Origin of the sequence: Cellulomonas marina, from assembly GCF_900111925.1 — a bacterium.
Lineage (GTDB): Bacteria > Actinomycetota > Actinomycetes > Actinomycetales > Cellulomonadaceae > Cellulomonas > Cellulomonas marina.
The window spans coordinates 75,826-99,731 of sequence record NZ_FOKA01000009.1; the positions used below are offsets into that span (position 1 = coordinate 75,826).

General features: G+C 75.9%; 27 protein-coding genes. 17 read left to right on the plus strand and 10 right to left on the minus strand.

Going from position 1 to position 23,906, the window contains the following annotated elements; genetic code table 11:
- Positions 1-90 precede the first annotated feature (90 nt).
- On the plus strand, positions 91-1,113 hold the full coding sequence (fbaA, locus tag BM048_RS10950) for a class II fructose-bisphosphate aldolase (protein ID WP_090033229.1): 1,023 nt from the start codon (positions 91-93) through the stop codon (positions 1,111-1,113).
- A gap of 74 nt (positions 1,114-1,187) precedes the next feature.
- Here fbaA and BM048_RS10955 read toward each other — a convergent pair whose 3' ends face one another.
- Together BM048_RS10955 and BM048_RS10960 are read right to left on the minus strand one after the other, a co-directional pair.
- Positions 1,188-1,586 (minus strand): STAS domain-containing protein, encoded by a 399-nt coding sequence (locus tag BM048_RS10955; RefSeq protein WP_090033090.1) that lies wholly within the window; start codon positions 1,584-1,586, stop codon positions 1,188-1,190.
- A gap of 101 nt (positions 1,587-1,687) precedes the next feature.
- Entirely contained in the window at positions 1,688-2,110 is a 423-nt protein-coding gene (locus BM048_RS10960) for an STAS domain-containing protein (protein ID WP_090033231.1), read from the minus strand.
- Positions 2,111-2,295: 185 nt separating this feature from the next.
- Between BM048_RS10960 and BM048_RS10965 the strand changes: the two genes are divergently transcribed.
- The 9 genes from BM048_RS10965 (at position 2,296) to BM048_RS11005 (ending at position 11,180) form a co-directional block, all read left to right on the plus strand.
- Entirely contained in the window at positions 2,296-2,721 is a 426-nt protein-coding gene (locus tag BM048_RS10965) for a DUF3151 domain-containing protein (RefSeq protein ID WP_090033092.1), read from the plus strand.
- 171 nt (positions 2,722-2,892) lie between these two features.
- Entirely contained in the window at positions 2,893-4,176 is a 1,284-nt protein-coding gene (locus tag BM048_RS10970; protein WP_090033094.1) for an adenylosuccinate synthase, read from the plus strand.
- A gap of 199 nt (positions 4,177-4,375) precedes the next feature.
- Positions 4,376-5,644, plus strand: a complete 1,269-nt coding sequence (gene purD / locus BM048_RS10975; RefSeq protein WP_090033096.1) for a phosphoribosylamine--glycine ligase — start codon at positions 4,376-4,378, stop codon at positions 5,642-5,644.
- Positions 5,645-5,693: 49 nt separating this feature from the next.
- Complete coding sequence (locus BM048_RS18225) at positions 5,694-6,101, plus strand: hypothetical protein (protein WP_090033098.1); 408 nt, start codon at positions 5,694-5,696, stop codon at positions 6,099-6,101.
- A complete protein-coding gene (locus BM048_RS10985; protein ID WP_203708732.1) occupies positions 6,098-7,027 on the plus strand; it encodes a phosphoribosylaminoimidazolesuccinocarboxamide synthase in 930 nt (309 codons plus the stop codon). The genes BM048_RS18225 and BM048_RS10985 overlap by 4 nt, the downstream gene beginning before the upstream one ends.
- 80 nt (positions 7,028-7,107) lie before the next feature.
- Positions 7,108-8,160, plus strand: a complete 1,053-nt coding sequence (locus BM048_RS10990; RefSeq protein ID WP_090033099.1) for an ABC transporter substrate-binding protein — start codon at positions 7,108-7,110, stop codon at positions 8,158-8,160.
- 19 nt (positions 8,161-8,179) lie between these two features.
- Positions 8,180-9,250: a FecCD family ABC transporter permease gene (locus tag BM048_RS10995; RefSeq protein WP_203708734.1), complete on the plus strand. Its 1,071-nt coding sequence runs from the start codon at positions 8,180-8,182 to the stop codon at positions 9,248-9,250.
- On the plus strand, positions 9,247-10,296 hold the full coding sequence (locus BM048_RS11000; protein WP_090033102.1) for a FecCD family ABC transporter permease: 1,050 nt from the start codon (positions 9,247-9,249) through the stop codon (positions 10,294-10,296). The genes BM048_RS10995 and BM048_RS11000 overlap by 4 nt, the downstream gene beginning before the upstream one ends.
- On the plus strand, positions 10,293-11,180 hold the full coding sequence (locus BM048_RS11005; RefSeq protein WP_090033234.1) for an ABC transporter ATP-binding protein: 888 nt from the start codon (positions 10,293-10,295) through the stop codon (positions 11,178-11,180). Before BM048_RS11000 ends, BM048_RS11005 begins: the two co-directional genes overlap by 4 nt.
- Positions 11,181-11,265: 85 nt before the next feature.
- Here the strand turns inward: BM048_RS11005 and BM048_RS11010 are convergent, their stop codons facing one another.
- From BM048_RS11010 to BM048_RS11030, 5 genes are all read right to left on the minus strand, one after another.
- The gene (locus BM048_RS11010; protein WP_090033103.1) at positions 11,266-12,300 is read right to left on the minus strand and encodes an asparaginase domain-containing protein; all 1,035 of its coding nucleotides are present in this window, start codon (positions 12,298-12,300) and stop codon (positions 11,266-11,268) included.
- Complete coding sequence (locus BM048_RS11015; RefSeq protein ID WP_373308397.1) at positions 12,297-13,163, minus strand: DNA/RNA non-specific endonuclease; 867 nt, start codon at positions 13,161-13,163, stop codon at positions 12,297-12,299. Before BM048_RS11015 ends, BM048_RS11010 begins: the two co-directional genes overlap by 4 nt.
- 184 nt (positions 13,164-13,347) lie before the next feature.
- Positions 13,348-13,683, minus strand: coding sequence for a YnfA family protein (locus BM048_RS11020; protein ID WP_090033105.1), 336 nt, complete (start codon positions 13,681-13,683; stop codon positions 13,348-13,350).
- 85 nt (positions 13,684-13,768) lie between these two features.
- Positions 13,769-14,692 (minus strand): NADP-dependent oxidoreductase, encoded by a 924-nt coding sequence (locus BM048_RS11025; RefSeq protein WP_090033106.1) that lies wholly within the window; start codon positions 14,690-14,692, stop codon positions 13,769-13,771.
- An 82-nt stretch (positions 14,693-14,774) separates the two neighbouring features.
- Entirely contained in the window at positions 14,775-16,259 is a 1,485-nt protein-coding gene (locus BM048_RS11030; protein ID WP_090033107.1) for a cryptochrome/photolyase family protein, read from the minus strand.
- 135 nt (positions 16,260-16,394) lie between these two features.
- Here BM048_RS11030 and purS point away from each other — a divergent pair, with 135 nt between their 5' ends.
- The 4 genes from purS to BM048_RS11050 all read left to right on the plus strand — a co-directional run bounded on the left by purS (position 16,395) and on the right by BM048_RS11050 (position 18,507).
- Positions 16,395-16,682, plus strand: coding sequence for a phosphoribosylformylglycinamidine synthase subunit PurS (gene purS, locus BM048_RS11035; RefSeq protein ID WP_090033108.1), 288 nt, complete (start codon positions 16,395-16,397; stop codon positions 16,680-16,682).
- On the plus strand, positions 16,682-17,380 hold the full coding sequence (gene purQ, locus BM048_RS11040) for a phosphoribosylformylglycinamidine synthase subunit PurQ (RefSeq protein WP_090033110.1): 699 nt from the start codon (positions 16,682-16,684) through the stop codon (positions 17,378-17,380). Before purS ends, purQ begins: the two co-directional genes overlap by 1 nt.
- A gap of 1 nt (position 17,381) precedes the next feature.
- Positions 17,382-17,915, plus strand: a complete 534-nt coding sequence (locus tag BM048_RS11045) for a GNAT family N-acetyltransferase (protein WP_090033111.1) — start codon at positions 17,382-17,384, stop codon at positions 17,913-17,915.
- A gap of 166 nt (positions 17,916-18,081) precedes the next feature.
- Complete coding sequence (locus tag BM048_RS11050; RefSeq protein WP_090033112.1) at positions 18,082-18,507, plus strand: hypothetical protein; 426 nt, start codon at positions 18,082-18,084, stop codon at positions 18,505-18,507.
- Between the two features lie 26 nt (positions 18,508-18,533).
- Here BM048_RS11050 and BM048_RS11055 read toward each other — a convergent pair whose 3' ends face one another.
- On the minus strand, positions 18,534-19,133 hold the full coding sequence (locus tag BM048_RS11055; RefSeq protein ID WP_090033114.1) for a pentapeptide repeat-containing protein: 600 nt from the start codon (positions 19,131-19,133) through the stop codon (positions 18,534-18,536).
- 112 nt (positions 19,134-19,245) lie between these two features.
- Here BM048_RS11055 and BM048_RS11060 point away from each other — a divergent pair, with 112 nt between their 5' ends.
- Positions 19,246-19,839, plus strand: a complete 594-nt coding sequence (locus BM048_RS11060) for a GNAT family N-acetyltransferase (protein WP_090033116.1) — start codon at positions 19,246-19,248, stop codon at positions 19,837-19,839.
- Here BM048_RS11060 and BM048_RS11065 read toward each other — a convergent pair.
- Both BM048_RS11065 and BM048_RS11070 read right to left on the minus strand, forming a co-directional pair.
- Positions 19,824-22,154 carry an ATP-binding cassette domain-containing protein gene (locus BM048_RS11065; protein WP_090033117.1) on the minus strand — a complete coding sequence of 777 codons (2,331 nt, stop codon included), beginning with the start codon at positions 22,152-22,154 and terminating at the stop codon, positions 19,824-19,826. The two genes, BM048_RS11060 and BM048_RS11065, sit on opposite strands and share 16 nt — an antisense overlap.
- A 169-nt stretch (positions 22,155-22,323) precedes the next feature.
- A complete protein-coding gene (locus tag BM048_RS11070) occupies positions 22,324-22,611 on the minus strand; it encodes a hypothetical protein (protein ID WP_090033119.1) in 288 nt (95 codons plus the stop codon).
- Positions 22,612-22,759: 148 nt separating this feature from the next.
- On the opposite strand from BM048_RS11070, the gene BM048_RS11075 reads away from it, so the two are divergent.
- The gene (locus tag BM048_RS11075) at positions 22,760-23,239 is read left to right on the plus strand and encodes a pyridoxamine 5'-phosphate oxidase family protein (protein WP_090033120.1); all 480 of its coding nucleotides are present in this window, start codon (positions 22,760-22,762) and stop codon (positions 23,237-23,239) included.
- 2 nt (positions 23,240-23,241) lie between these two features.
- Positions 23,242-23,904, plus strand: coding sequence for a hypothetical protein (locus BM048_RS11080; RefSeq protein ID WP_175499511.1), 663 nt, complete (start codon positions 23,242-23,244; stop codon positions 23,902-23,904).
- Positions 23,905-23,906 lie beyond the last annotated feature (2 nt).

The window sequence follows — 23,906 nt, forward strand, 5'->3', positions numbered from 1 at the left end:
GCACGGGACGTGCCAGACTCGGGGGCAGACCGGTCGGCGGACCGCCGCGCCGGAGCCACCCCCACCACCGACACGCAGGAGATGCCCGCGATGCCCATCGCCACCCCCGAGGTCTACGCCGAGATGATCGACCGCGCCAAGGCCGGCTCGTTCGCCTACCCGGCGGTCAACATCACCTCGTCGCAGACCGTCACGGCCGCCATCCAGGGCTTCGCCGAGGCCGAGTCGGACGGCATCGTCCAGGTCTCCGTGGGCGGTGCCGAGTACGCCTCCGGCTCGACGATCAAGAACCGCGTGTCCGGCTCCCTCGCGCTCGCGGCCTACGCGACCGAGGTGGCGAAGAACTACGGCGTCACGATCGCGCTGCACACCGACCACTGCGTGAAGAAGAACCTGGACTCGTGGGTGCGCCCGCTGCTGGCGCTCGAGGCCGAGCAGGTCAAGCGCGGCGAGAACCCGACGTTCCAGTCGCACATGTTCGACGGCTCGGACATCCCGCTGGACGAGAACCTCGTCATCGCCGCGGAGCTCCTCGAGCTGTCCCAGGCCGCCCGGACCATCCTCGAGATCGAGGTCGGCGTCGTCGGCGGCGAGGAGGACGGCCACGAGGCCGCGATCAACGACAAGCTGTACACGACGGCCGAGGACGGCCTGGCGACGGTCAAGGCCCTCGGCGCCGGTGAGAAGGGCCGCTACCTGACGGCGCTCACCTTCGGCAACGTGCACGGCGTGTACAAGCCGGGTGCGGTCAAGCTGCGCCCGTCGATCCTCGCGGACATCCAGAAGGCCGTCGGCGCCGAGATCGGCAAGGAGAACCCGTTCGACCTCGTCTTCCACGGCGGGTCCGGCTCCACTGCGGAGGAGATCGGCGAGGCCGTCGACAACGGCGTCATCAAGATGAACATCGACACCGACACGCAGTACGCGTTCACGCGTCCGGTCGTCACGCACATGTTCCAGAACTACGACGGCGTGCTGAAGATCGACGGCGAGGTCGGCAACAAGAAGGCCTACGACCCGCGCGCCTGGGGCAAGCTGGCCGAGGCCGGCATGGCGCAGCGCATCGTCGAGGCGTGCCAGCAGCTCCGCTCGGCGGGCCAGAAGATCGGCTGACCACCGCCGCCCGGCTCGACGACGGAAGCCCGGTCCCCCGAGGGGGACCGGGCTTCCGGCGTGCATGCGTCGGGTCAGCCGACGGGCGAGCTCTCCGCGCCGCTGGCCGGCTCGTCGACGACGTCGAGCAGCTCGCCGATCTTCGTGACGTCGAGCAGGAACCGCACCGTCGGCGGGACGCGCAGCAGGCGCACGCGGTGCTTGCTGCGCATGGAGAGGCGCGCGAGGAACGCGACGCCGGAGGAGTCCATGAAGGTGACGTGGTGGGCGTCCACCTCGACGGGGAGGCCGCGCTCCTCCGCCTCGGCCGTGGCCTCGCCCAGCTCGGGGCTGAGGTCCGCGTCGATCTCGCCCGACAGGACGATGACCGTCCGGTCCTGCTCGGTGATGACGTGCACCGACCCCGGCTCACCCACCGTGACGTCCGAGCCGTCCGGTGCGCCGTTCCCCGGCTGCGTGCTGCTGTCTGACATGACGTCCGTTCCGTGGGGCTCTGTGCGGGGCTCTGTGCGGGGCTCTGTGCGGGGCTCTGTGCGGGTGCGTGGCGGTGGTGCCTGCGTGGCAACCTACGGGATCACGGGTGGGGCCGGTCAACACCCGCGGGTGCGGCGTCGGCCTGCGGCGCGACGACGTCCTCCTCGACGGGCGTCCCCCCGGGCGGCGTCCCGTCGTCGGGCGTCTCGGGGCAGCGGTGCTGCGTGTCGAGCCGGAACATGTCGAGCACGCCGCAGATCTCGAGCACGAAGAGGTCCCGCGCCGCGGCGCCGCGCAGCACGGTGGCGGCCCCGCGCCGCCGGCCGCCGTCCGCCAGGGAGATGAGGAACGCGGCTCCGGTGGAGTCGAGGAACGTCACACCGCACATGTCGACGACGAGGAGCTGACGCCGCAGGGACCCGACGCGGGCCGTCACCTCGGGGAACTGGTCGCGCTGGCCGAGGTCGAGGTCTCCGGTGACCGTCAGCGTCGTCGTCGTCGGCGACGTCGAGATCTGGATCACGCGCACGTCCCGGGCTCGGCAGGGCCGGGACGTCAGGGAGGGCCCGGCGCCGGCGGTCGGGCCTCCGGCGCCCGTCAGCGTACGAGCGGCCCCCGGGGTCCGCACGTGCAGGGGCGCCGCCCGGGGCGGCGTCACCCGTGCGCGGTACGGGAGCGGCGTCTCCCGTCCGCAGTACCGTCGCACCCATGAGCCACGACAACCTCCTGGGCGGTCCCGCGCCCACGCTCCTGCCCGCCGAAGGACCTGACGCGACGGCCCGCGCGGCGCTGGCCGCGGGCGACGACGCCCGTGCCGCCGCCCGGACGGCGCCCTCGGCGAGCCTGCCGTGGGCGCTGCTGGCCGAGCAGGCCCTGGCCACGGACGCCGTGGCCGCCTACGCCTTCGCCCGCACCGGCTACCACCGCGGGCTGGACGCCCTGCGCCGCGCAGGCTGGCGCGGCCAGGGCCCGGTGCCCGCCGCCCACGAGCCCAACCAGGGTTTCCTGCGCGCCCTGCTGGCGCTCGCGCAGGCCGCCGAGGCCATCGGCGAGGACGACGAGGCGACCCGTTGCCGGACGTTCCTCGTCGACAGCGGCACGAGCGCGGACGAGGTGATGGCCCTGCGCGGCTGACGGGCCGGGGCCCAGCCGGCGGGGGCCCAGGACGCCGACGGGCCGTTCGGTAGCATGGCTGGGCGCGGGGGCGAGCACGCCCCCGCTGCCCGGGACCAGCGGCGTGACGCCGCCCGCGAGGGCAGGACGCGCAGACGCGAGACCATCCGCAGACCCGGAAGTGGTGAGGACATGCCCGCCGTCGTGGTGCTCGGCGCCCAGTGGGGCGACGAGGGCAAGGGCAAGGCGACCGACCAGCTCGGCGATCGCACCGACTACGTCGTGAAGTTCAACGGCGGCAACAACGCCGGGCACACGGTCGTCATCGGCGGCGAGAAGTACGCCCTGCACCTGCTGCCGTCGGGGATCCTGTCGCCCGGGGTCGTGCCCGTCATCGGCAACGGCGTCGTCATCGACCTCGAGGTGCTGTTCTCCGAGGTCGACGCGCTGGAGGCTCGCGGGGTCGCCACCGACCGGCTCGTCGTGTCGTCGGCCGCGCACGTCATCGCGCCGTACCACCGCACGCTCGACAAGGTCACCGAGCGATTCCTGGGCAAGCGCCGCATCGGCACCACGGGCCGCGGGATCGGCCCGGCCTACGCGGACAAGATCAACCGCGTCGGGGTGCGGATCCAGGACCTGTTCGACGAGAACATCCTGCGGCAGAAGGTCGAGGGCGCCCTCGACCAGAAGAACCACCTGCTGCTCAAGGTCTACAACCGCCGCGCCATCACCGTCGAGGAGACGGTCGAGGACCTGCTGCGGCACGCCGAGCGGCTGCGCCCGCACGTCGCCGACACCCCGCTCCTGCTCAACGGCGCGCTCGACGAGGGGAAGACGCTCGTCTTCGAGGCCGGGCAGGCCACGATGCTCGACATCGACCACGGGACCTACCCGTTCGTGACGTCCTCGTCGGCCACGGCCGGCGGTGCCTGCACGGGGTCGGGGATCGGCCCGACGCGGATCGACCGCGTCGTCGGCGTCGCCAAGGCGTACACCACGCGCGTCGGTGAGGGCCCGTACCCGACCGAGCTGTTCGACGACGACGGCGAGTGGCTGCGCAGCACCGGCGGCGAGTACGGCACGACGACCGGCCGCCCCCGGCGCACGGGCTGGTACGACGCGGTGGTCGCCCGGTACTCCAGCCGGATCAACGGCCTGACGGACCTCGTCGTCACGAAGCTCGACGTCCTCACGGGCCGCGACCGCATCCCCGTGGCGGTCGCGTACGACGTCGACGGCCGCCGCGTCGACGAGATGCCCGACGACCAGTCCGACTTCCACCACGCGAAGCCGGTCTACGAGCACCTCGACGGCTGGAGCGAGGACATCAGCGGCGCCCGCGAGTTCGACGACCTGCCGAAGGCGGCCCAGCGCTACCTCCTCGAGCTCGAGCAGATGTCCGGCACGCGCATCTCCTCGATCGGCGTCGGACCCGGGCGCGAGGCCACGATCGTCCGGCACGAGCTGCTCTAGCGACCAGCCTGGGGGGCGCCCCGCTGCACGACGACCGCCGTCAGGTCGGTGTCCGCCCAGGTGGTGTGCTGCTCGCCGACGACCCACGTCCGGGACGTCGACACGCACCCTCTCGTCCTCGTCGCCCGCGGACGGAGCTCGTGGTCCTGCGCGGACGGCGGGACGGGGGTGTCGGGGGGCCCCGCTAGGCTCCGGCGGCGTGAGGATCCTCGTCGTCGGCACCGGCGCCCGCGAGCACGCGCTCGTCCGCGCGCTGCACCAGGACCCGGCCGTCACGGCCCTGCACGCCGCCCCGGGCAACCCGGGGATCGGCGCGCTGGCCACGCTGCACGCGGTCGACCCGCTCGACGGGGAGGCCGTCGCGGCCCTGGCGGCGCGGCTCGGGGTGGACCTCGTCGTCGTGGGGCCCGAGGCGCCCCTGGTCGCCGGCGTCGCGGACGCGGTGCGCGCCGCCGGGATCGCCGCCTTCGGCCCCTCGGCCGCGGCCGCGCAGCTCGAGGGCTCCAAGGCGTTCGCCAAGGACGTCATGGCGGCCGCCGGCGTCCCCACGGCCGAGGCCCGCGTGGCGCTCGACGAGGCGGAGGTCGCCGCCGCGCTCGACGCGTTCGGCCCGCCCTACGTCGTCAAGGACGACGGGCTCGCGGCCGGCAAGGGCGTCGTCGTCACCGACGACCGCGACGAGGCCCTGGCGCATGCCGCCGCGTGCCTCGCCAAGCCCGGGGGCCGTGTCGTCGTCGAGGAGTACCTCGACGGCCCCGAGATCTCGCTGTTCGTCCTGTCCGACGGGACCGACGTCGTGCCCCTGGTCCCGGCGCAGGACTTCAAGCGCGCGCACGACCAGGACGCCGGCCCGAACACGGGCGGCATGGGCGCCTACTCGCCGCTGCCGTGGGCGCCGGCCACGCTCGTCGACGACGTCGTCCGCGAGGTCGCGCGCCCGACGGTCGCGGAGATGGCCCGCCGCGGCACCCCCTTCTCCGGGGTCCTGTACTGCGGCCTCGCCCTGACGTGGCGGGGGGTGCGCGTCATCGAGTTCAACGCCCGGTTCGGCGACCCCGAGACGCAGGTGGTGCTGGCCCGGCTCGCCACGCCGCTGGCCGGCGTCCTGCAGGCGTCCGCGACGGGCACGCTCGCCGCGCTCCCGCCCCTGGAGTGGCGCGACGAGGCGGCGGTCACCGTGGTCGTCGCCGCGCACGGGTACCCGGGCACGGTCCGGTCCGGGGACGCGATCACGGGGCTCGACGAGGCGGCGGCGGTGCCGGGCGTGCACGTCCTCCACGCCGGCACGGCACAGGCGGACGACGCGACCCTCGTCGCCGCGGGCGGGCGCGTCCTGTCCGTCGTCGGCGTCGGGGTGGACCTGGCCGGTGCGCGGGAGGCCGCCTACGCCGGGGTCGAGAGGGTCGGCCTGCCCGGGTCGCACCACCGGACGGACATCGCGCTGACGGCGGCGGCGTCGCAGGATTGACGGCGGTCGGGCCGCGACGGCGCCCGGCCACGGACGGAGGGGGAGGGTCGTGAGCGGCTCCGAGACGTTGACGTACGGCGGCGGCGAGTGGGGCGGGGACCCCGCGGACGAGCCGAGCCTGACCATCGAGGTGCACGAGAGCGACCTCGCGACCGTGACCTACCGGCCCGCGCCCGAGGGGCTGGGCCGCTTCTACCTCGGCTACCAGCCGCGCGACTACTACGACGACCCGGCGGAGAGCGAGCCGGTGGACCTCGCGGGCGAGGCCGAGGCCTTCGCCGCCTGGGCCGCCGAGGTCGGGCACGACGACGTGCAGCCGGGCGAGGTGCGCGCGCTCCTCGCCGAGGAGGGCGTCGAGGACCCGCAGGACGTCTTCGTCGAGGAGACCGTCGAGCGGCTGCTGCGCCTCGTCGGGCTGCCCGTGCCCGACGCGCTGCACGACGCGGACCTGGGGTGACGGGCGTCGGGGTGCCCGTCGTCGGCGCGCTGCCGGGCTGGCGGCACACCTACTCCGGCAAGGTCCGCGACCTGTACGAGCCGGACGAGGGGGAGGCGGGCCGCGCCCTCGTCGCCGCCCACGGCGACGTCGTGCTCGTCGTGGCCTCGGACCGGGTCTCCGCCTACGACCACGTGCTCAGCCCCGGCATCCCGGACAAGGGCGTCGTCCTGACCCAGCTCAGCCTGTGGTGGTTCGAGCAGCTCGCCGACCTCGTCCCGCACCACGTGCTCCCGGTCCCGGTGCCCGCGGCGGTGGCCGGGCGCGCGATGGTGTGCCGCCGCCTGGACATGGTGCCGGTGGAGTGCGTCGCGCGCGGCTACCTCACCGGGTCCGGGCTGGCGGAGTACCGCGCCTCCGGCTCCGTGACCGGCATCCCGCTGCCGCCGGGCCTGCTCGACGGCTCCCGGCTGCCCGAACCCGTGTTCACCCCGGCGACGAAGGCCGCCGTCGGCGAGCACGACGAGAACGTCCCGTTCGAGACCGTGGCCGCCACCGTCGGCGCGGACCTCGCGGCGCAGCTGCGGGACCTCACGCTCGCGGTCTACACCCGGGCCGAGGGCATCGCGCGGGAGCGCGGGCTCGTCCTGGCCGACACGAAGCTCGAGTTCGGCACGGACCCGGTCACCGGCGCCCTCACGCTGGGCGACGAGGTGCTCACCCCCGACTCCTCGCGGTTCTGGCCGGCAGCGACGTGGGAGCCGGGGCGGGCGCAGGAGAGCGTCGACAAGCAGGTGCTGCGGGACTGGCTGACCTCCCCGGCGTCGGGGTGGGACCGGGCGTCGGACGCGCCCCCGCCGCCCCTGCCGGACGACGTCGTCGCGCGGACCCGGGACAAGTACCTCGAGGCGTTCGAGCGGCTGACGGGTCGTGCGCTCGCGCTGTGACGGAGGCATGGTCGAAGGGGTAGTGGGAGAAGGTTAGGCTTCCCTCACTCTCCGCCCCCTTCGACCTCCCGGGAGCTCCCGTGCGCCACCTGCGCCGCAGCGCGTCCGCCGGCCTCGTCGCCGCCGTCGCCCTCGCCCTCGCCGCCTGCGGCGGCACCGACAACGCCGGCTCGAGCAGCGCCGGCTCCGCCGAGCCGGCCGCATCGTCGAGTGCCGGTGGCGACGCGGCGTTCCCCGTCACCATCGAGGGCGCGCTCGGCCCGACGACGATCGAGGCGAAGCCCGAGCGCGTCGTCACCCTGGGCTGGGGCGCCGACGACATCGCCCTCGGCCTCGGCACGGTGCCCGTCGGCATCGAGGAGGACACGTGGGGCGGCGACGAGGACGGCTACCACCCGTGGTTCCGCGACGCCGTCGAGGAGCAGGGCGCCGAGCTGCCCGAGACCATCGCCATGTACCCGGAGCTCGACGTCGACGCCGTGCTGGCCCTCGAGCCGGACCTCGTCCTGGCGCCGCAGTCGGGCCTCGAGCAGGACGTCTTCGACCAGCTCTCGCAGGTCGTCCCGGTCGTGGCGTACCCCGAGCAGCCGTGGCAGACCCCGATCGAGGAGCAGGTCGAGATCGCCGCGACCGCCCTCGGCGTCCCCGAGCGTGCCCAGGAGCTGCTCGACGAGCGCCAGGCCGCCATCGACGAGGCCGTCGCGGCGCACCCGGAGCTGCAGGGCGTGTCGTTCGCCTACGTCTACGCCGGCACCCAGCCCGGGGCCCTCACCGTGTACATGCCGGGCGACACGCGCGTGGAGTTCCTCACCCAGCTCGGCCTGACCGTCGCCCCGTCCGTGGCGGCGCTGCAGCCCGACGAGGGGACCTTCACCGCGTCGCTCGGCCTGGAGAACGCGGACCGGCTCGCCGACGCCCAGCTGCTCTTCACCTGGTTCAACGACGAGGCCGAGCAGCAGGCCACGGAGGGCCAGGAGCTCTTCGCGCAGATCCCGGCCGTGCAGTCCGGCGCGTACGTGCCCATGCTCGACCGCCAGCTCGGCATGGCCGTCTCCACCGCCACGCCGCTCGGCATCCCGTGGGCCGTCGACGCCTACGTGCCGATGATCACCGCCGCCGCCGAGAAGCTCTGACGCCCGGCACCGCGTGGTCGTGACGGCACCCTCCGCGGGGGCGGCCGGGGCACCCGCCCCGGCCGCCCCCGCGGTGCGCCGCCCGCGGGGGCGTACGGGCCTGCTCGCCGCCGGGCTGCTGGTGGCGGGGGCGGCCCTGGTCCTCGCTGCCGGGCTGAGCATCGCCGTCGGGGCGCGGGGCGTTCCGCTCGCCGCTGTCTGGACGGCGCTCGTCGCGCCCGACGGGTCCTTCGAGGCGACCGTGGTGGCCTCCCGGGTGCCGCGGACCCTGCTGGGCCTGCTCGTCGGCGCCGCGCTGGCCGTCTCCGGCGCGCTCATCCAGGGCCTGACCCGGAACCCGCTCGGCGACCCCGGGCTGCTCGGCGTCAACGCGGGGGCGGCGGCGTCGATCGTCGTCCTCACGGCGGTGGCGGGCGCGGGGGTCGGGCGCACGCCGTGGGCGGCGGTGCCCGGGGCCCTGCTGGCGGCGGTCGTCGTGCAGCTCGTCGGGTCCGGCGGGGCCCGGGCCGGCCGCGGCGGGGCGGGCCCGGTGCGGCTCGTGCTGGCCGGCGCCGCCGTCAGCGCCGTGCTCGGCGCCGTCATCCAGGCGGTCTCGCTCGCGGACCCCACCGTCTTCGACGCCTACCGCGCGTGGGTGCTCGGCTCCCTCGCGGGTCGGGACCCCGCGGTGGTCGGGCAGGTGCTGCCGTTCGTCGCCGCGGGGCTCGTGCTGGCCCTGGCCTTGGCGCGCCCGCTCGACGCCCTCGCGCTCGGCGACGAGGCCGCCACCGCGCTCGGCCTGCGGCCCGGCACCACACGCGTCCTCGGGCTGGTGGCCGCGACGCTGCTCGTCGCCGGGGCCGTCGCCGCGGCGGGTCCGATCGGGTTCGTCGGGCTCGCCGTGCCGCACGTCGTGCGGGGCTTCACCGGCCCCGACCACCGGTGGCTCCTGCCCTACTGCGCCCTGCTCGGGCCGGTGCTCGTCCTGGCCGCCGACGTCGTCGGCCGGGTGGTCGCGCGGCCGGGGGAGCTGGTCGTCGGGGCCGTGACGGCGTTCGTCGGCGCGCCGTTCCTCGTCGCCGCGGTGCGACGCGGTCGGGTGGCGGCATGAGCGCCCTCGCCACGCGCCCGGCCCCGGCCGACGGGCCCGTCCGCCGTCCCGGGCACGCGACGCGGCGCCGGTCCGTCGCGGTCGGGGTGGGTGCCCTGCTCGTCGCCACCGCCGCGGGTCTCGCCGCGCTCACGCTGGGCCGCCTCGGCCTCGCGCTGCCGGAGGTCGCGCAGGTGCTCGGCGGCGGCGGGACGCGCATCCAGCGCTTCGTGGTGCTCTCCGACCGGCTGCCGCGCGTCGCGGTCGGGGCCCTGGCCGGGCTCGCCCTCGGCGTCGCCGGCGCCCTCCTGCAGTCCGTCACCCGCAACCCCCTCGGCAGCCCGGACGTCATCGGCCTCGGCTCGGGGGCGGCCGCCGGCGCCGCGGCGGCGGGACTCGTCTGGCCCGGTGCCGTGCCCGTGCCGGTCGGCGCGCTGATCGGGGCCGGCATCGCCATCACGGCGGTCTTCCTCGGGTCGGGTCGCGGGTTCGCCTCGCCCTTCCGGATGGTCGTCGTCGGGATCGCCGTCGGGGCGATGGCGCTGGCCTTCGTCGAGACCGCCCTGGCGCGCGCGACCCGCGAGGACGCGCTCGAGGTCGCCGCCTGGATCTACGGCTCGCTCGCGGCGCGCGGCTGGGACGACGTCCTGCTCGTCGGTGCGGCCGTGGTGCTGCTGCTGCCCGCCGCCCTGGCGCTCAGCCGCCCGCTCGGCCTGGTGGAGATGGGCGACGAGTCGGCCACCGCCCTCGGCGTCCCCCCGGCGCACGTCCGGACCGCCGGGGTCGTGCTCGCGGTGCTGCTCACCGCGGCGGCGGTGGCCGTCTGCGGGCCCGTGGCGTTCGTCGCGCTGACGGCGCCGCAGGTGGCGCGGCGGCTGACGCGGGCGGCGGGGCCCGGGCTGGCGGCGGCCGGGTGCACCGGCGCGGCGCTGCTCGTCGTCGCCGACCAGGTGGCGCAGCGGGCCGTGCCCGGCACGCCCTACCCGGTCGGCGTGGTGACCGGCGCCCTCGGCGGCGCGTACCTGGCGTACCTGCTGGTGCGGGAGTGGCGGAGGGCCTCGGCATGACGCGGTGGACGGGTGCGACGAACGGCACGACGAGAGGCGCGACGACCGGCACGACGACCGGCACGGCCACGGGTCCGGCGGGGCGAGCCGCACCCCTCGTCGCGGAGCGGCTGACGCTGGCCTACGACGACCGCGTCGTCGTCCACGACCTGACCCTCGAGGTGCCCGCCGGGTCCTTCACCGTCGTCATCGGCCCCAACGGCTGCGGCAAGTCCACGCTGCTCCGGGCGCTGGCGCGGACCCTGCGCCCGCGCGACGGGCACGTGCTGCTGCACGGCCGCCCGATCGCCGAGCAGCGGCCCAAGGAGGTCGCCCGCCGCCTCGCGCTGCTGCCGCAGAGCCCCGTGACCCCCGAGGCGATCACGGTGGCGGACCTCGTCGCGCGCGGGCGCTACCCGCACCAGCGGGTCCTGCGGCCGTGGTCGACGGCCGACGCCGCGGCCGTGGGTGCCGCCATGGCCGCCACGGAGGTGGCCGACCTGGCCGAGCGGCCCGTGGCCGAGCTGTCCGGCGGCCAGCGCCAGCGCGTCTGGCTGGCCATGGCCCTCGCGCAGGAGACCGACCTCCTGCTGCTCGACGAGCCGACCACCTACCTCGACATCGCCCACGCGGTCGAGGTCATGGAGCTGCTCGCCCGCCTGCACGAGGAGGGCCGCACGCTCGTCGCCGTGCTGCACGACCTCAACCAGGCCGCGCGGTACGCGACCCACCTCGTCGCCCTGCGCGACGGCCGCGTCGTCGCCCAGGGACCGCCGGCGGAGGTCGTGACGGAGGCGCTCGTCGAGGACGTGTTCGGGCTGCCCTGCCGGGTGGTGCCGGACCCGGAGACGGGCACGCCGCTGGTCGTTCCGCGTCGGCCGGGTCCCCGGCCGGCAGCGGTCTGAGGCGCGCGCTGCCCGCCGCGCCGACCGCTGCACCCTGGCGGGGTGGGCGGGCTGGACGGATGAGGCGGAGTGGCCGGGCGGGCGGTCAGGCTGCGGCCAGCGCCTCGAACGCCGTGCGCAGCGCGTCGCCCGACAGCCCGGCCCGCAGGCACAGGGCGAGCAGCAGCCGCGCCTTCGCGCCGGTGAGCAGGCCGCCCCACAGCGCGCCCGCGCCGAGCAGGTCGATCTCCCCGCCGGGGTAGCCGTAGGTCCGCCGGAGCGTGGGCCCGACGCCCGCGCGGCTGCAGACGGCGACCGGCCCGTGCGCCAGCGCACCGCGCACGTGCTCCATGGCCACCGCGGCGACGTGGCCGCCACCCATCCCCTCGACCACGACCCCGGCGTAGCCCAGCGCGGCGAGGTGCGGCAGGAGCCGCAGGTCGTCGCCGAGGCCGGTGCCGACCAGCGCGACCGCGGGCCAGCCCCCGGGCGGCGCCGCCAGCAGCGCGTCGGCCGCCGCGAGCCGGGGCACGGGCTGGGCGACGAGCGGCAGGTGCGGGACCCGCTCGTGCACGTGCCCGACGGGACCCCACGGCGCCGACGTGAACGCCGAGGTGTGCGTCGACGACTCCTTGCGCACGTGACGGCCGGCGTGCACGGCGTCGGCGAAGGCGACGAGGACCCCGTGCCCCCGTGCGGCCGGGGACGCGGCCACGTCGACCGCCGCCACGAGGTTGGCCGGTCCGTCCGTGCCCGGGGCCTCCCGGTCCCGCATGGCGCCCGTGACGACGACAGGCAGGTCCCGCGCCGCGCCCAGCACGTCGAGCACGAACGCCGTCTCCTCGAGCGTGTCCGTGCCCTGGGACACGACGACCCCGGCGAACCCGCCGTCGGTGGCGTCCTCGGCCGCCGCACGGACCGCCCGGGCGACGGCCAGGACGTCGTCGAGCAGCAGGGACGGCGAGGGGGCGAGCCGCAGCTCGTGCGGGACGAGCGTGACACCCGCCAGCCAGGGCTCCAGCTCGCGGGCCAGCAGCGCGGCGCCGGAGGTCGGCACGATTCCCGCGTCGGGTGCGCCGCCCGCCGGCCGCGAGGAACCGATGGTGCCGCCCAGCGTGAGGAGCAGGACCCGAGCGCTCACGCGAGCAGCCGTTCGACGTCGGTGGCGGTGCGCAGGGGCAGCCAGTCCTCGCGCGTCGGCGCGGTCGCGGGCACGACGGCGCCCGCCTGCACGTCGGCCGCCACGAGCGGACCGAGCCCCAGGCCCGTGCGCGCCGCGACGTCCGCGACGGGGACGGTGAACGTGCGGAAGGGCCCCAGCGGCGGGGGCTCGTCGGCGGCCTGGGCCCGTGCGCGTCCGGCCCGCAGCTCGTCCTCGTCGAGCGCGGGCTCCTGGTCGAGCACGAACGCGAGGGCGCGCACGCGGTCCCCCTCCGCCCACGCCGCGACCTTCCAGAACAGCAGGGGGATGCCGATGCCGCGGTAGACCGGGTCGTCGTCGGCGAGCACGGGGCCGGTGAGCACGACGAGCCGGCTCCGCTCCGCCCGCGCGTACGCCAGCACGTGGTCCTCGAGGCCGACCCACAGGTCCTCGCCCTGGTTGAAGCGGGACGCCTGCGGGGCGGCGTTGGGGTAGCGGAAGGTGTCGGCGTTGGCGCGCGCGGCCACGGCCGGCGGGCCCCACACCGGGTCCCGGCGGCGCACGAGGTGCCCGCGGTCGAGGTCGTTGCGGGCGTACAGCTCCGGACCCGCCTGCTCGTCCGCCGGCACGCGCTCGTCGAGCCGCCAGTCGTCGCCGCGCGGCACGTCGACCAGGGACGCGCCGTCGACGTCCACGACCGTCGCCGCGGCCAGGCGCCGGACCGGGTCCAGCAGCACGGTGAAGTGCGTGGCCGGCAGCTCCCGCACGCGCTGGGCGGGCACGGGCAGGGGGACGGCCAGCGCGGGTGCGTCCCCGAGGAAGCCGGGGTCGTGGCCGAGGGGCTCGTCGGCGTGCGGGACCACGGGGCCGGACCCGGGCACGGGCCCATCGATGGGCCCGTCGACGGGCCCGTCGACGGGCCCGGTGACGGGAGCGGTGACGGGGACGGGCGTCGGCGTCGCGCCGGGGGAGGAGGTCACGCGTCGCACGCTAGCGACCGGGACCGACACGGGCCCCACGGACCCTCAGGGACCCGCACCGACCCGGTCAGCCGCCGCGCGGCGCGTACATGATCACCGCGACGCCGACGAGGCACACGAGCGCCCCGACGACGTCGAACCGGTCCGGCCGGTACCCGTCGACGACCATCCCCCATACCAGCGACCCCGCGACGAACACCCCGCCGTAGGCGGCGAGGATCCGCCCGAACTGCGCCCCGGGCTGCAGCGTCGCCACGAATCCGTACAGGCCCAGCGCGACGACGCCCGCCCCGATCCACACCCAGCCCCGGTGCTCGCGCACCCCCTGCCACACCAGCCAGGCGCCGCCGATCTCGGCGAGCGCGGCGGCCACGAACAGGGCGACGGAGGCGAGGACGCTCATGCACGCACGGTAGGGGTGCCGCGGCCGGCACCGGCCGGCACCGGCCGGCGACGCCCGGCCGCGGGCACCGTGCCGACCGCGGGCGTCAGTCGACCGTGACGACGACCTTGCCCGCGGCGTGCCCCTCCTCGGAGAGGCGGTGGGCGTCCGCGGTCTGCTCGAGCCCGAACGTCGCGGCGACCGGGACCGTGAGCCGGCCCTCGTCGGCCAGCGCGCCGAGCGCGGCCAGGTCCGCCGCGTCCGGGCGCACCCACACGTAGGCGCCGCCGAGCTGCGTCACGGACCCGTCCGCCACCGACGCCAGCCGCACGCCGGCGGTCCCCACGTCGGACGTCGTCGTCGCGACGCCGCCACCGACGAGGTCGAGCACCGCGTCCACCCCGCCGGGCACCAGCGCGCGCACGGCCTCGACCATCCCGTCGCCGTAGGGCACCGGCTCGCCGCCGAACCCGCGGACGCGCTCGTGGTTGCGCTCGGAGGCCGTGCCGATGACCCGCGCGCCGAAGGCCCGGGCCACCTGGACGGCGAAGGACCCGACGCCACCGGCCGCGTTGTGCACGAGCACGGTGTCGCCCTCGCCGACGCCCAGCCGTCGCAGCGCCTGGTAGGCGGTCAGCCCGGCGAGCGGCAGGCCCCCGGCCTCCGCCCACGACAGGCTCTCCGGCTTGCGCGCCAGCGTGCGCACGGGCGCGGCGACGAGCTCGGCGGTCGTCCCGCCGTGCATGACGTCCTTGCGCACGTAGCCGACGACCTCGTCGCCCACCTGGAACTCGGGGGTGTCGAGGCCGACCTTCTCCACCACGCCCGCGACGTCCCAGCCGGGCACGACCGGGAACACGTGGTCCAGGAGCCCCTGCAGGTGGCCCTGGCGCACCTTCCAGTCGACGGGGTTGACGCCCGCGGCGCGCACGCGGACCAGCACGGAGTCCGGGCCGACGAGGGGGGTGGGCAGGTCGACGGTCTCGAGGACCTCGGGTCCGCCGAAGCGGTGGTAGGCGACAGCTCTCATGCCGGGCGCAACGGACGGCGGGGCCGGTCGTGTTCCCGGCGGGGCTCCACCGCGCGCGCCGGGCCCGTCGGCCGCGCGCCCGTCAGGACAGCCAGGCCGCCGCGCGTCGGGTGTGCCCCGCCTTCGTCGCCGGTGCCATCCGGTCGTAGGCCTGCGTGATGACGCGCGAGCGGGCGTTGCGGCCGAGCACGTCGGCGTGGTCGCGGACGAAGGTCCAGTAGAGCGCGTCCCACTCCGCCGTCCAGGGCCCCGCCGGGATGTCGGACATGCGCCGCAGGTACGCGCTGCCGGACACGTACGGCTTGGTCGTCACCGCTTCCCCGGCGGCGAACTGGCTCATCGCGTACACGTTCGGCACCATCACCCAGTCGTAGGCGTCGACGAACATCTCCATGAACCAGCGGTAGGCGTCGTCGGGGTCGGTGCGCAGCAGCGTCATCGCGTTGCCCAGCACCATGAGCCGCTCGATGTGGTGCGCCCAGCCGTTGTCCAGCACCCGCCGCACCACGAGGTCCACCGGCTCGAGGCCCGTCGTGGCGTCCCACCAGCCCGGCGCGAGCGGACGCGTGTGCCCGAGCCGGTTGCCCGTGCGCAGCCGCCGTCCCCACAGGTGGTAGGTCCCGCGCATGTACTCCCGCCACCCGATGACCTGGCGGACGAACCCCTCGACGGTCGGCAGCGGCACCCCGTCCCGCTCGGCGACCTCCAGCACGCGCTCGACGACGTGCGCCGGGGACACGAGGCCCGTGTTGAGCGACGGCGTCAGCCGCGAGTGGAAGAGCGTGTCGTGGTGCGCGGAGATGGCGTCCTCGTAGGGGCCGAAGAGGCCGAAGCGCTCGTCGAGGAAGACCTCGAACGACTCCGCCGCCTCCTCGTGGCTCGTCGGCCAGGCGAAGGCGTCCGGGTCGCCCGGGGCGTCGGGGAACTCGTCGCGCACCCAGGAGATCGCGGCCTCGACCTCGGAGTGCCGCCGTTCCGCGACCGGCGGCACAGCCGGCACGACGACGTGCGCGGGCAGCGAGCGGCGGTTCTCCTCGTCGAACGACCAGCGGCCGCCGGCGGGCTCGTCGCCGTCCACGAGGACGTCGAGGCGCCGCCGCTGCCAGGCGTAGAAGTGCTGCATGCGCGCGCGGCTGCGGCTGCCGCCGAGCGCGTCGACCAGCTGCCTGCGCGTGGTGAGGAATCCGGGCGACTCCAGCACCTCGTCGGGCCGCAGGCGGTGCCCGGCCTCCTCCAGCGCGGCGGACAGGTCGCGGCCCAGCCAGTCGTCGACGACGTCGACGACGCTCACCCCGGTGGGGCGCAGGCGCCGCAGCAGGGCGACGAGGCCGTCGTGGCTGGACCGGTCCGCGCGGCTCTCGACGACCTCGACGTCGTGCCCGGCGGCGCGCAGCCGCTCGGCGAACCGCCGCATGCCGGCACGGTGCAGCACGAGCTTCTGGGCGTGGAACGCGTACTGGCGGACCAGCAGGTCGTGCTCGACGAGGACGAGGACGGTGCCGCGCGGCACGTCGAGGTGCTCCGCGAACAGCTGGTGGGGGAGCACGAGGCGCACCGGCCGGGCCATGCTGCGACGCTCCCACGGCCCGCCGCCACCCGCCTGCCCGTGGGCCGGACGCCCGTTCAGGGCTGCCACAGCGGCTCGGTACCCTGGGGCATCCCCATCGCCACCCCCACCCGCCGCGCAGCAGGGAGCTCACCCGTGGGACGAGTCGTCGTCGACGTCATGCCGAAGCCGGAGATCCTCGACCCGCAGGGCAAGGCCGTCGCCAACGCCCTGCCGCGCCTCGGCTTCGGGCAGTTCACCTCCGTGCGCCAGGGCAAGCGGTTCGAGCTCGAGGTCGAGGGCCCGGTGACCGCCGAGGTGCTCGACGCCGCCGCGCGCGCCGCCGAGCAGGTGCTGAGCAACCCCGTCATCGAGGACGTCGTGCGGGTCGCCGACATCGAGGCGGACGCCGCCGCGACCACCGCCTCCGCCGGGCTGGCCTGATGGCCACCCGCATCGGGGTCGTCACCTTCCCCGGCACGCTCGACGACCGCGACGCCGCGCGCGCGGTCCGCCTGGCCGGCGGCGAGCCGGTCGCGCTGTGGCACGCCGACGCCGACCTGCACGGGGTCGACGCGGTCGTGCTGCCGGGCGGGTTCTCCTACGGGGACTACCTGCGGGCCGGGGCGATCAGCCGGTTCGCGCCCGTCATGGGCGAGGTCGTCGACGCGGCCGGCAAGGGCCTGCCGGTGCTCGGCATCTGCAACGGCTTCCAGGTCCTCACCGAGGCGCACCTGCTGCCCGGGTCGATGGTGAAGAACGATCACCTGCACTTCGTGTGCCGCGAGCAGGAGCTCGTGGTGGAGAACGCGTCGACCGCCTGGACGCGGGACTTCGCCGACGGCCAGCACATCACCGTGCCGCTGAAGAACCAGGACGGCCAGTACGTCGCCGACGAGCGCACGCTCGACGAGCTCGAGGGCGAGGGCCGCGTCGTGTTCCGCTACGAGGGCGTCAACCCCAACGGCTCGCGCCGCGGCATCGCGGGGATCAGCAACGTCGCCGGCAACGTCGTCGGGCTCATGCCGCACCCCGAGCACGCGGTGGAGGCCGGCTTCGGGCCGGACGGGCCCCGCGGCCCGCGGACCGGCACCGACGGGCTCGGGTTCTTCACGTCCGTCCTGCACGCGCTCGTCGGCTGAGGTGACGACGAGCACGACGAGCACCGGTGCGGGTGCTGGCCGGAGGACGGGTGCAGCCGCCGACGTCCTCGTCGAGGAGGTCCCCTGGGACGACCCGGCGACGGCGCACCTGCGGGCCGAGCAGGAGGCCGAGCTGGCCGCCCGCTACGGCGGCGCGGACCCGGCCGTGGCCGGCGAGGCGGTGCTGCTGACGCTGCGCCTGCTCGTCGCCGGGGAGCCGGTGGGGTGCGTCGCCGTGCGCGACGTCTCCGCCGAGCACGGTCCGGGGACGGGCGAGCTGAAGCGCCTCTACGTCCGCCCGGACCACCGGCGGCGCGGGCTGTCCCGGCTGCTCCTGGCGGCGGCGGAGGCGGGGGCCGCCGCGCGCGGCCTGCACCGGCTGGTGCTGGAGACCGGCACGCGGCAGCCGGAGTTGCTGGCGCTGTACGCGGCGACCGGCTGGACCGCGATCACGCCCTACGGCGAGCACGCGGGTCACCCGATGTCGCGGTGCTTCGCCAAGCGGCTGACGGGCGGGACTGCTGCGACGGTGTGAGTCGGGACCTGGACCCGGGACCTGGGCCTGGTCGGCGCGGCGGCGCGTGGGTACGCTCGTCCCGTGCTGCTGACCCGGGTGTGTTGTCGCTGAGCTGACACCCCCGCGCGCCCGCGGCCACCGACGGCCCTCGCGCGCACCCCCGGTCCAGCGAGGAACACCCCCGATGGCTGAGCTCCTGCTCGCGTCCCGTCCTGCCGCCCCGTCCCTCCCGGTCGCGTCCGTCGCCCGGACGTCCGCGCCCGCCGTCGTGCTCGAGCACGGCCCGGACGTGCCCGACGACGCCGCCCTCGCGCGTCGGGCCGAGGCGCTGCGCGGCACCGCGCCCCGACTCCTGCCCCGTCTCCTGCTCCGGCTGCCCGTCGTGCTCGTGCCCGACGGGCCGGCCGCCGACGAGCGCATCGCCCGTGCCCGCGCCCTGCACGGCACGACCGACGCCATGGTCGGCGTCGGCTGGGCGCGCTCGGCGGCCTGGCTGGTGACGACGCCGTCGCGCCTGCGCGACGAGGTCGCCGCCCGCGTGGCCGCGACCGGCGCGGACGACGTCGTGCTCGCCCTCACCCCGTCGGCGCGCCGGTTGCTGGCGGCCTGACCTCCGGGCCGCAGGGACCCCCGCGGTCAGGCGAGCCGGATGCCGAGGTGCTCGGCGAGCAGCGGGGCCAGGGTCAGCAGGCCGTCGTGCGCCAGGGTCGCACCGCGCAGCCCGGCGACGCCGTCGAGCCGCTCGAGCGCGGCCACGTCCAGCCCCGTGAGGTCGGCCCCGGCCAGTGACGCCCGGTTGAGGTCGAGGCGCCGCACGCGGCAGTCGACGAGGGTCAGCCGGGACGTCTGCGCCCCGGCGAGGTCGAGGTCGTCGACCTGGCACCCCTCGAGCCGCACCGCCTCCAGCCGGGCGTCCCGCAGGTTGACGAAGCCCAGTCGGCACCCGCGCAGCGTCACCCGGTCCCACCGGGACCCGTGCGCGGTCAGCGCCCCCAGCCGCGAGCCCTCCCAGACGGTGTCCCGCCACCCGCCGTCCCTCGCGTGCAGCGCCGTGGCGTGGGAGCGGGTGATGCGGCACGCGGCGAGGTCCGCGCTGTCGAGGACCAGCTCGTCGAGCGTGCAGCCGGTCAGCGTGACGTCGAGCCAGCGCGCCCCGGAGGCGTCCTCGCCGCTCAGGTCCTCGTCCACGAAGCTCTCGTCGTCGAGCAGGTCGTCGGGGACGAGGCGCGCGCTCACGCCGACCAGCCTGGCACGGTCCCGCCCGTCACAGGGGTGCCACGGGGGTGCCACGAGGGTGCCACGGGGGTGCCACGACGGTGACGGTGGCGGGCGCTGGCAGGATCGCGGTATGCGGCACGACCTCGTCCTCACCGGTCCCGGCCTGCGCCTCGTCCCGCTGGAGGAGGACCACGCCGGCCCGTTGGTGGCACTCGTCGACGACGCGCTGTGGGCGGGCATGAGCACGCCGGTGCCGCGGAGCGCCGACGACATGGCGGCCTGGGTGGCCGCCGCCCACCGCGCGCCCGGTCGTCTGGCCTTCGCCGTCGTCGGGGACCAGGGGGAGGTGCGCGGTTCCACGTCGTTCTACGACGTGGACGAGCACGCCCGCCGCCTCGAGATCGGGTCGACCTTCTACGGTCGCGCGTGGTGGGGCGGCCGCACGAACCCCGCGTGCAAGCTCCTGCTCCTGCGGCACGCCTTCGAGGTCATGGGCATGCAGCGGGTGGCGCTGCGTGCCGACGCCCGCAACGCCCGCTCGATCGCGGCGATCCGGCGGCTCGGCGCCCGACCGGAGGGCGTGCTGCGCTCGCACCGCGTCGACCCGACCGGTGCCCGCGCCGACACGGCGTACTTCTCCCTCCTGCCCGACGAGTGGCCGGCGGCCCGGACCGCGCTGGAGCGGCGGCTCGGGCTGACGGGCGACGGTCACCCCAGGCCGTGACGGGCGGCGAGGTAGCGCCCGGTGAGGGAGCCCTCGACGCCCACCAGGTCCGCCGGCGGTCCCGCGTGCACGACCTGCCCGCCCGCGGTCCCGGCGCCCGGCCCCAGGTCGACCACGTGGTCGGCGCGTGAGACGACGTCGAGGTTGTGCTCGATGACGATGACGGTCGACCCCGCGTCGACGAAGCGGTCGAGCAGCGTGATGAGCCGGTCCACGTCGGACATGTGCAGGCCGGTGGTCGGCTCGTCGAGGACGTAGACCGACGCCGGTGAGCCGAGCTCGATCGCGAGCTTGAGCCGCTGCCGCTCGCCGCCGGACAGCGTCGACAGCGGCTGCCCGAGCGTCAGGTAGCCGATGCCCACGTCCTCCATCGCCGCGAGCTGCGTGGCCACCGGCTTCTCCGACCGCTCCGTGAAGAACGCCCGCGCCTCGACGACGGACATCTCCAGGACGTCCGCGATCGACCGGCCGCGCAGCGTGTAGCCGAGGACCTCCTCGGTGTACCGGCGGCCTCCGCAGACCTCGCACGGCGACGTCATCGGCTCGAGGTTGCCCAGGTCGGTGTAGATGACGCCCAGGCCGCCGCACTCGGGGCAGGCGCCCTCGGAGTTGGCGGAGAACAGCGCCGGCTTCACGCCGTTGGCCTTGCCGAACGCCTTCCGGATGTGCTGGAGCATCCCGGTGTAGGTCGCGGAGTTGGACCGGCGGGAGCCGCGGGTCGTCGCCTGGTCCACGACCACCACGTCCGGGTACCGGCGCGGCAGCTCGGCCCGGATGAGCGAGCTCTTGCCCGAGCCGGCCACACCCGTGACGACGGTGAGCACGCCGAGCGGGATCTCCACCGTCACGTCGCGCAGGTTGTGCGTCCGCGCGTGCTCGATGCGCAGGGTGCCCGTGGGGACGCGGACGTCGCGCTTGAGCGGCTGCAGGGAGGTCAGGTGCCGTCCCGTGAGCGTGCCCGAGGCCCGGAGCCCCTCGAGGTCCCCCTCGTAGACGACCGTGCCGCCGGCCGTTCCCGCGCCGGGCCCCACGTCGACCACGTGGTCGGCGATGGCCATGACCTCGGGCTTGTGCTCGACGACGAGGACCGTGTTGCCCTTGTCGCGCAGCGCCACGAGCAGCTCGTTCATGCGGTGGATGTCGTGCGGGTGCAGGCCCACGCTCGGCTCGTCGAACACGTAGGTGAGGTCGGTGAGGGCCGAGCCCAGGTGCCGGACCATCTTCACGCGCTGCGACTCCCCGCCCGACAGCGTCGCACTGGGCCGGCTGAGGCTGAGGTAGCCCAGCCCGATGCGGACGAGGTCGTCGAGGCGGTCCCCGAGGTCGTCGAGCAGCGGCCGGTGCTCGGGGGCGTCGACGCCGCGCACCCAGGCGGCGAGCTCGGACACCTCCGCGTCCGCGCACCAGCCGATGGAGCGCCCCGCGACGAGGCTGCCGCGCGCGGCCGCGTTGAGCCGGGTGCCCTCGCACTCCGTGCACACCCCGCGCGTGGAGATGCGCTCGACCGCGGTGCGGATGTGGGACTGGAGCTGCTCGGGGTTCTTGCTCAGCGCGCTGCGCCGGAGGCGGGGGATCAGCGCCTCGTAGGACAGGGACATGCCGCCGACGTCGATCTTCTCGGCCTTCACCTTGCTGCGGGCCCGGGAGCCGGGGGTCGTCGACTCCTCCGGGCCCCACAGCAGCAGCCGCCGCTGCTCGGGCGTCCAGTCGCGCACCTTGGCGTCGACGTCGAACCAGCCCGACTCCGCGAAGATCTTCCAGAGCCAGGAGTCCGGCGCGAAGCCGGGGAAGTCGATGGCCCCCTCGCGCAGGCTCAGGTCGGGCCGCAGGAGGACGTCCTCGTCGATCGCGGCGACCGTGCCGATGCCCTCGCACACCGGGCACATGCCGCGAGGGTCGTTGAAGGAGAAGGCGATCGGCGTGCCGAGGTTCGGCGTGCCGAGCCGCGCGTAGATGCGGCGCAGCCACGCGTAGGTGTCGGTGGCCGTGCCCACGGTCGACCGCGACGAGCCGCCCATGGGCTGCTGGTCGACCACGATCGAGGCGGTGAGGCCCGTGAGCGAGTCCGCCTCGGGCTGGCGGGACTGCGGCAGGAAGTTCTGGATGAACGCGGTGTGCGTCTCGTTGAGGAGCCGCTGCGACTCGGCGGCGACCGTGTCGAACGCGAGCGAGGACTTGCCGGACCCGGAGACGCCGGTGAACACGGTGATGCGGCGCTTGGGCAGGTCGAGGTCGACGGCGCGCAGGTTGTTCTCGCGGGCGCCGCGGATGCGGATGACGTCGGTGTCGTGCTGGGGGACGTGCGGCGTGGTCACGGCGGCCTCTCGTCGGGCGGTCGACGGGGACGCTAGACCACCCCACCGACACGGGGTCCGGGGACCCTGCCCACCGACTGACCGTCGCGACGACGAGGACTCATCGGCCCCCCTCGGACCCGCCGTCGTCGTGTCCTCGGCGACCCGTCAGCGACCCGTCAGCGATCCGTCAGCGACCGTGGCCGACGAGGCGCCGCACGTGCGGCCGGCGCGGCAGGAGGCCCGCCGTGCAGGCGTCCCCGACGGTCGTCGCCGCGAGGTAGACCAGCAGGAACGCCGGCACGACGCCGTCGGCCGACCCGCCGCCGGACAGCGTCCACGCCGCGGCGACGAGGAGCAGCACCACCGCGAGGTCGGCGGCCGGCCGGGCCGCACCCGCCAGCCGCCGGCGCAGCGCGGCCGCCGCGGTCCCTCCCGCGGCACCGAGCAGCATCGCCAGCAGCAGCGTCGTCCCCATGGCAGGGACGGTACGTGCGGCGCCGGCGCAACCCCTGGGCCCTTCGTCCGCTGAGGACGCCACGTCCGTGGCGACGGGCTCGTCGAGCGGATGTCGGTGGCCCTCCCTAGCGTGGAGGCGACCGATTCCCGAGGAGAGGGGCAGCACCATGGGCGACAGCCCGCGCGAGAAGGTCGTCGAGCTCGTCAAGGACAGCAGGTTCGCGATGCTGACCACGGTCGGGGAGGGCGGCGCGCTCGTCAGCCGGCCCATGGCCGTGCAGGACGTGGAGTTCGACGGCGACCTGTACTTCTTCGCCGACGCCGACAGCCACAAGGTGCACGAGATCCAGGCCGGCAGCCCGGCCAACGCCTCGTTCTCGAACGCCACGTCGTGGCTGTCCATCTCCGGCTCCGCCGAGGTCGTGCGCGACACCGCGAAGGCCAAGGAGCTGTGGGGCCCGTCCGCCGAGGCGTGGTACCCCGACGGCCCCGAGACGCCGAACCTCGTCATCGTCGTGGTGCACGGGCAGACGGCGGAGTACTGGGACAGCCCCGGCGGCCGCATCGCCACCGCGCTCAGCCTCGCCAAGAGCAAGCTCACGGGTGAGCGCTACGACGGCGGCGAGAACGCGACGGTCGCGCTCTGACCGTGGGCGCTCCCGACGACGCGACGCCCGCCGCCCGGGTGGCGACGGGCGTCGCGACCGTCGTCGGCGCAGGGCTGGGCCTGCTCTCGGCCGCCGTCCGCGCGCTCGGGCGCCGGCGGCCGCTGCACCCCGTCGGCAGGGCGCTGCACGGCACCCTGCGGTGGGGGCCGGGCGCGGCCGTGGCAGGGCTGGGCGTCCCGGGTCACGAGCTCGCGGTGGTCGCCCGGCGCTCGCGGTCCGTCGGGCTGCCGGCGCCGCTGCCCGACGTGGACGGCCTCGCCCTGCGGTGGGGACCGGCCGACGCACCGCACGACGTGCTCCTGGCCTCGACCGGCACGGGGCCGCTGTCCCGGTTCGTGCTGACGCTGCGCCGGCCGGGGGTCGAGGGCACCCTCGGGTCGCTCATGCCGTACCGGTCCCGGCTCGGGCCGCTCGTGCTGTTCGCCGCGCCGGAGGGCGCTCCCGGCCGCTGGACGCTGCGCGCCGCCGTCGGCACACAGCCCCTGCACGACGTGGGCGCGTTGACGCTGGACGAGGAGTCGCACGACACCCCCCGCCGCCTGGATCCGGTCCTGCACCCACCGGCCGGCGTCACGACGTACGGCTGGGCGGCCGCCGTCCGCCTGCGCCCCTACCGGGCCGCCCGCGGCGGTCGACCCCTCTGACG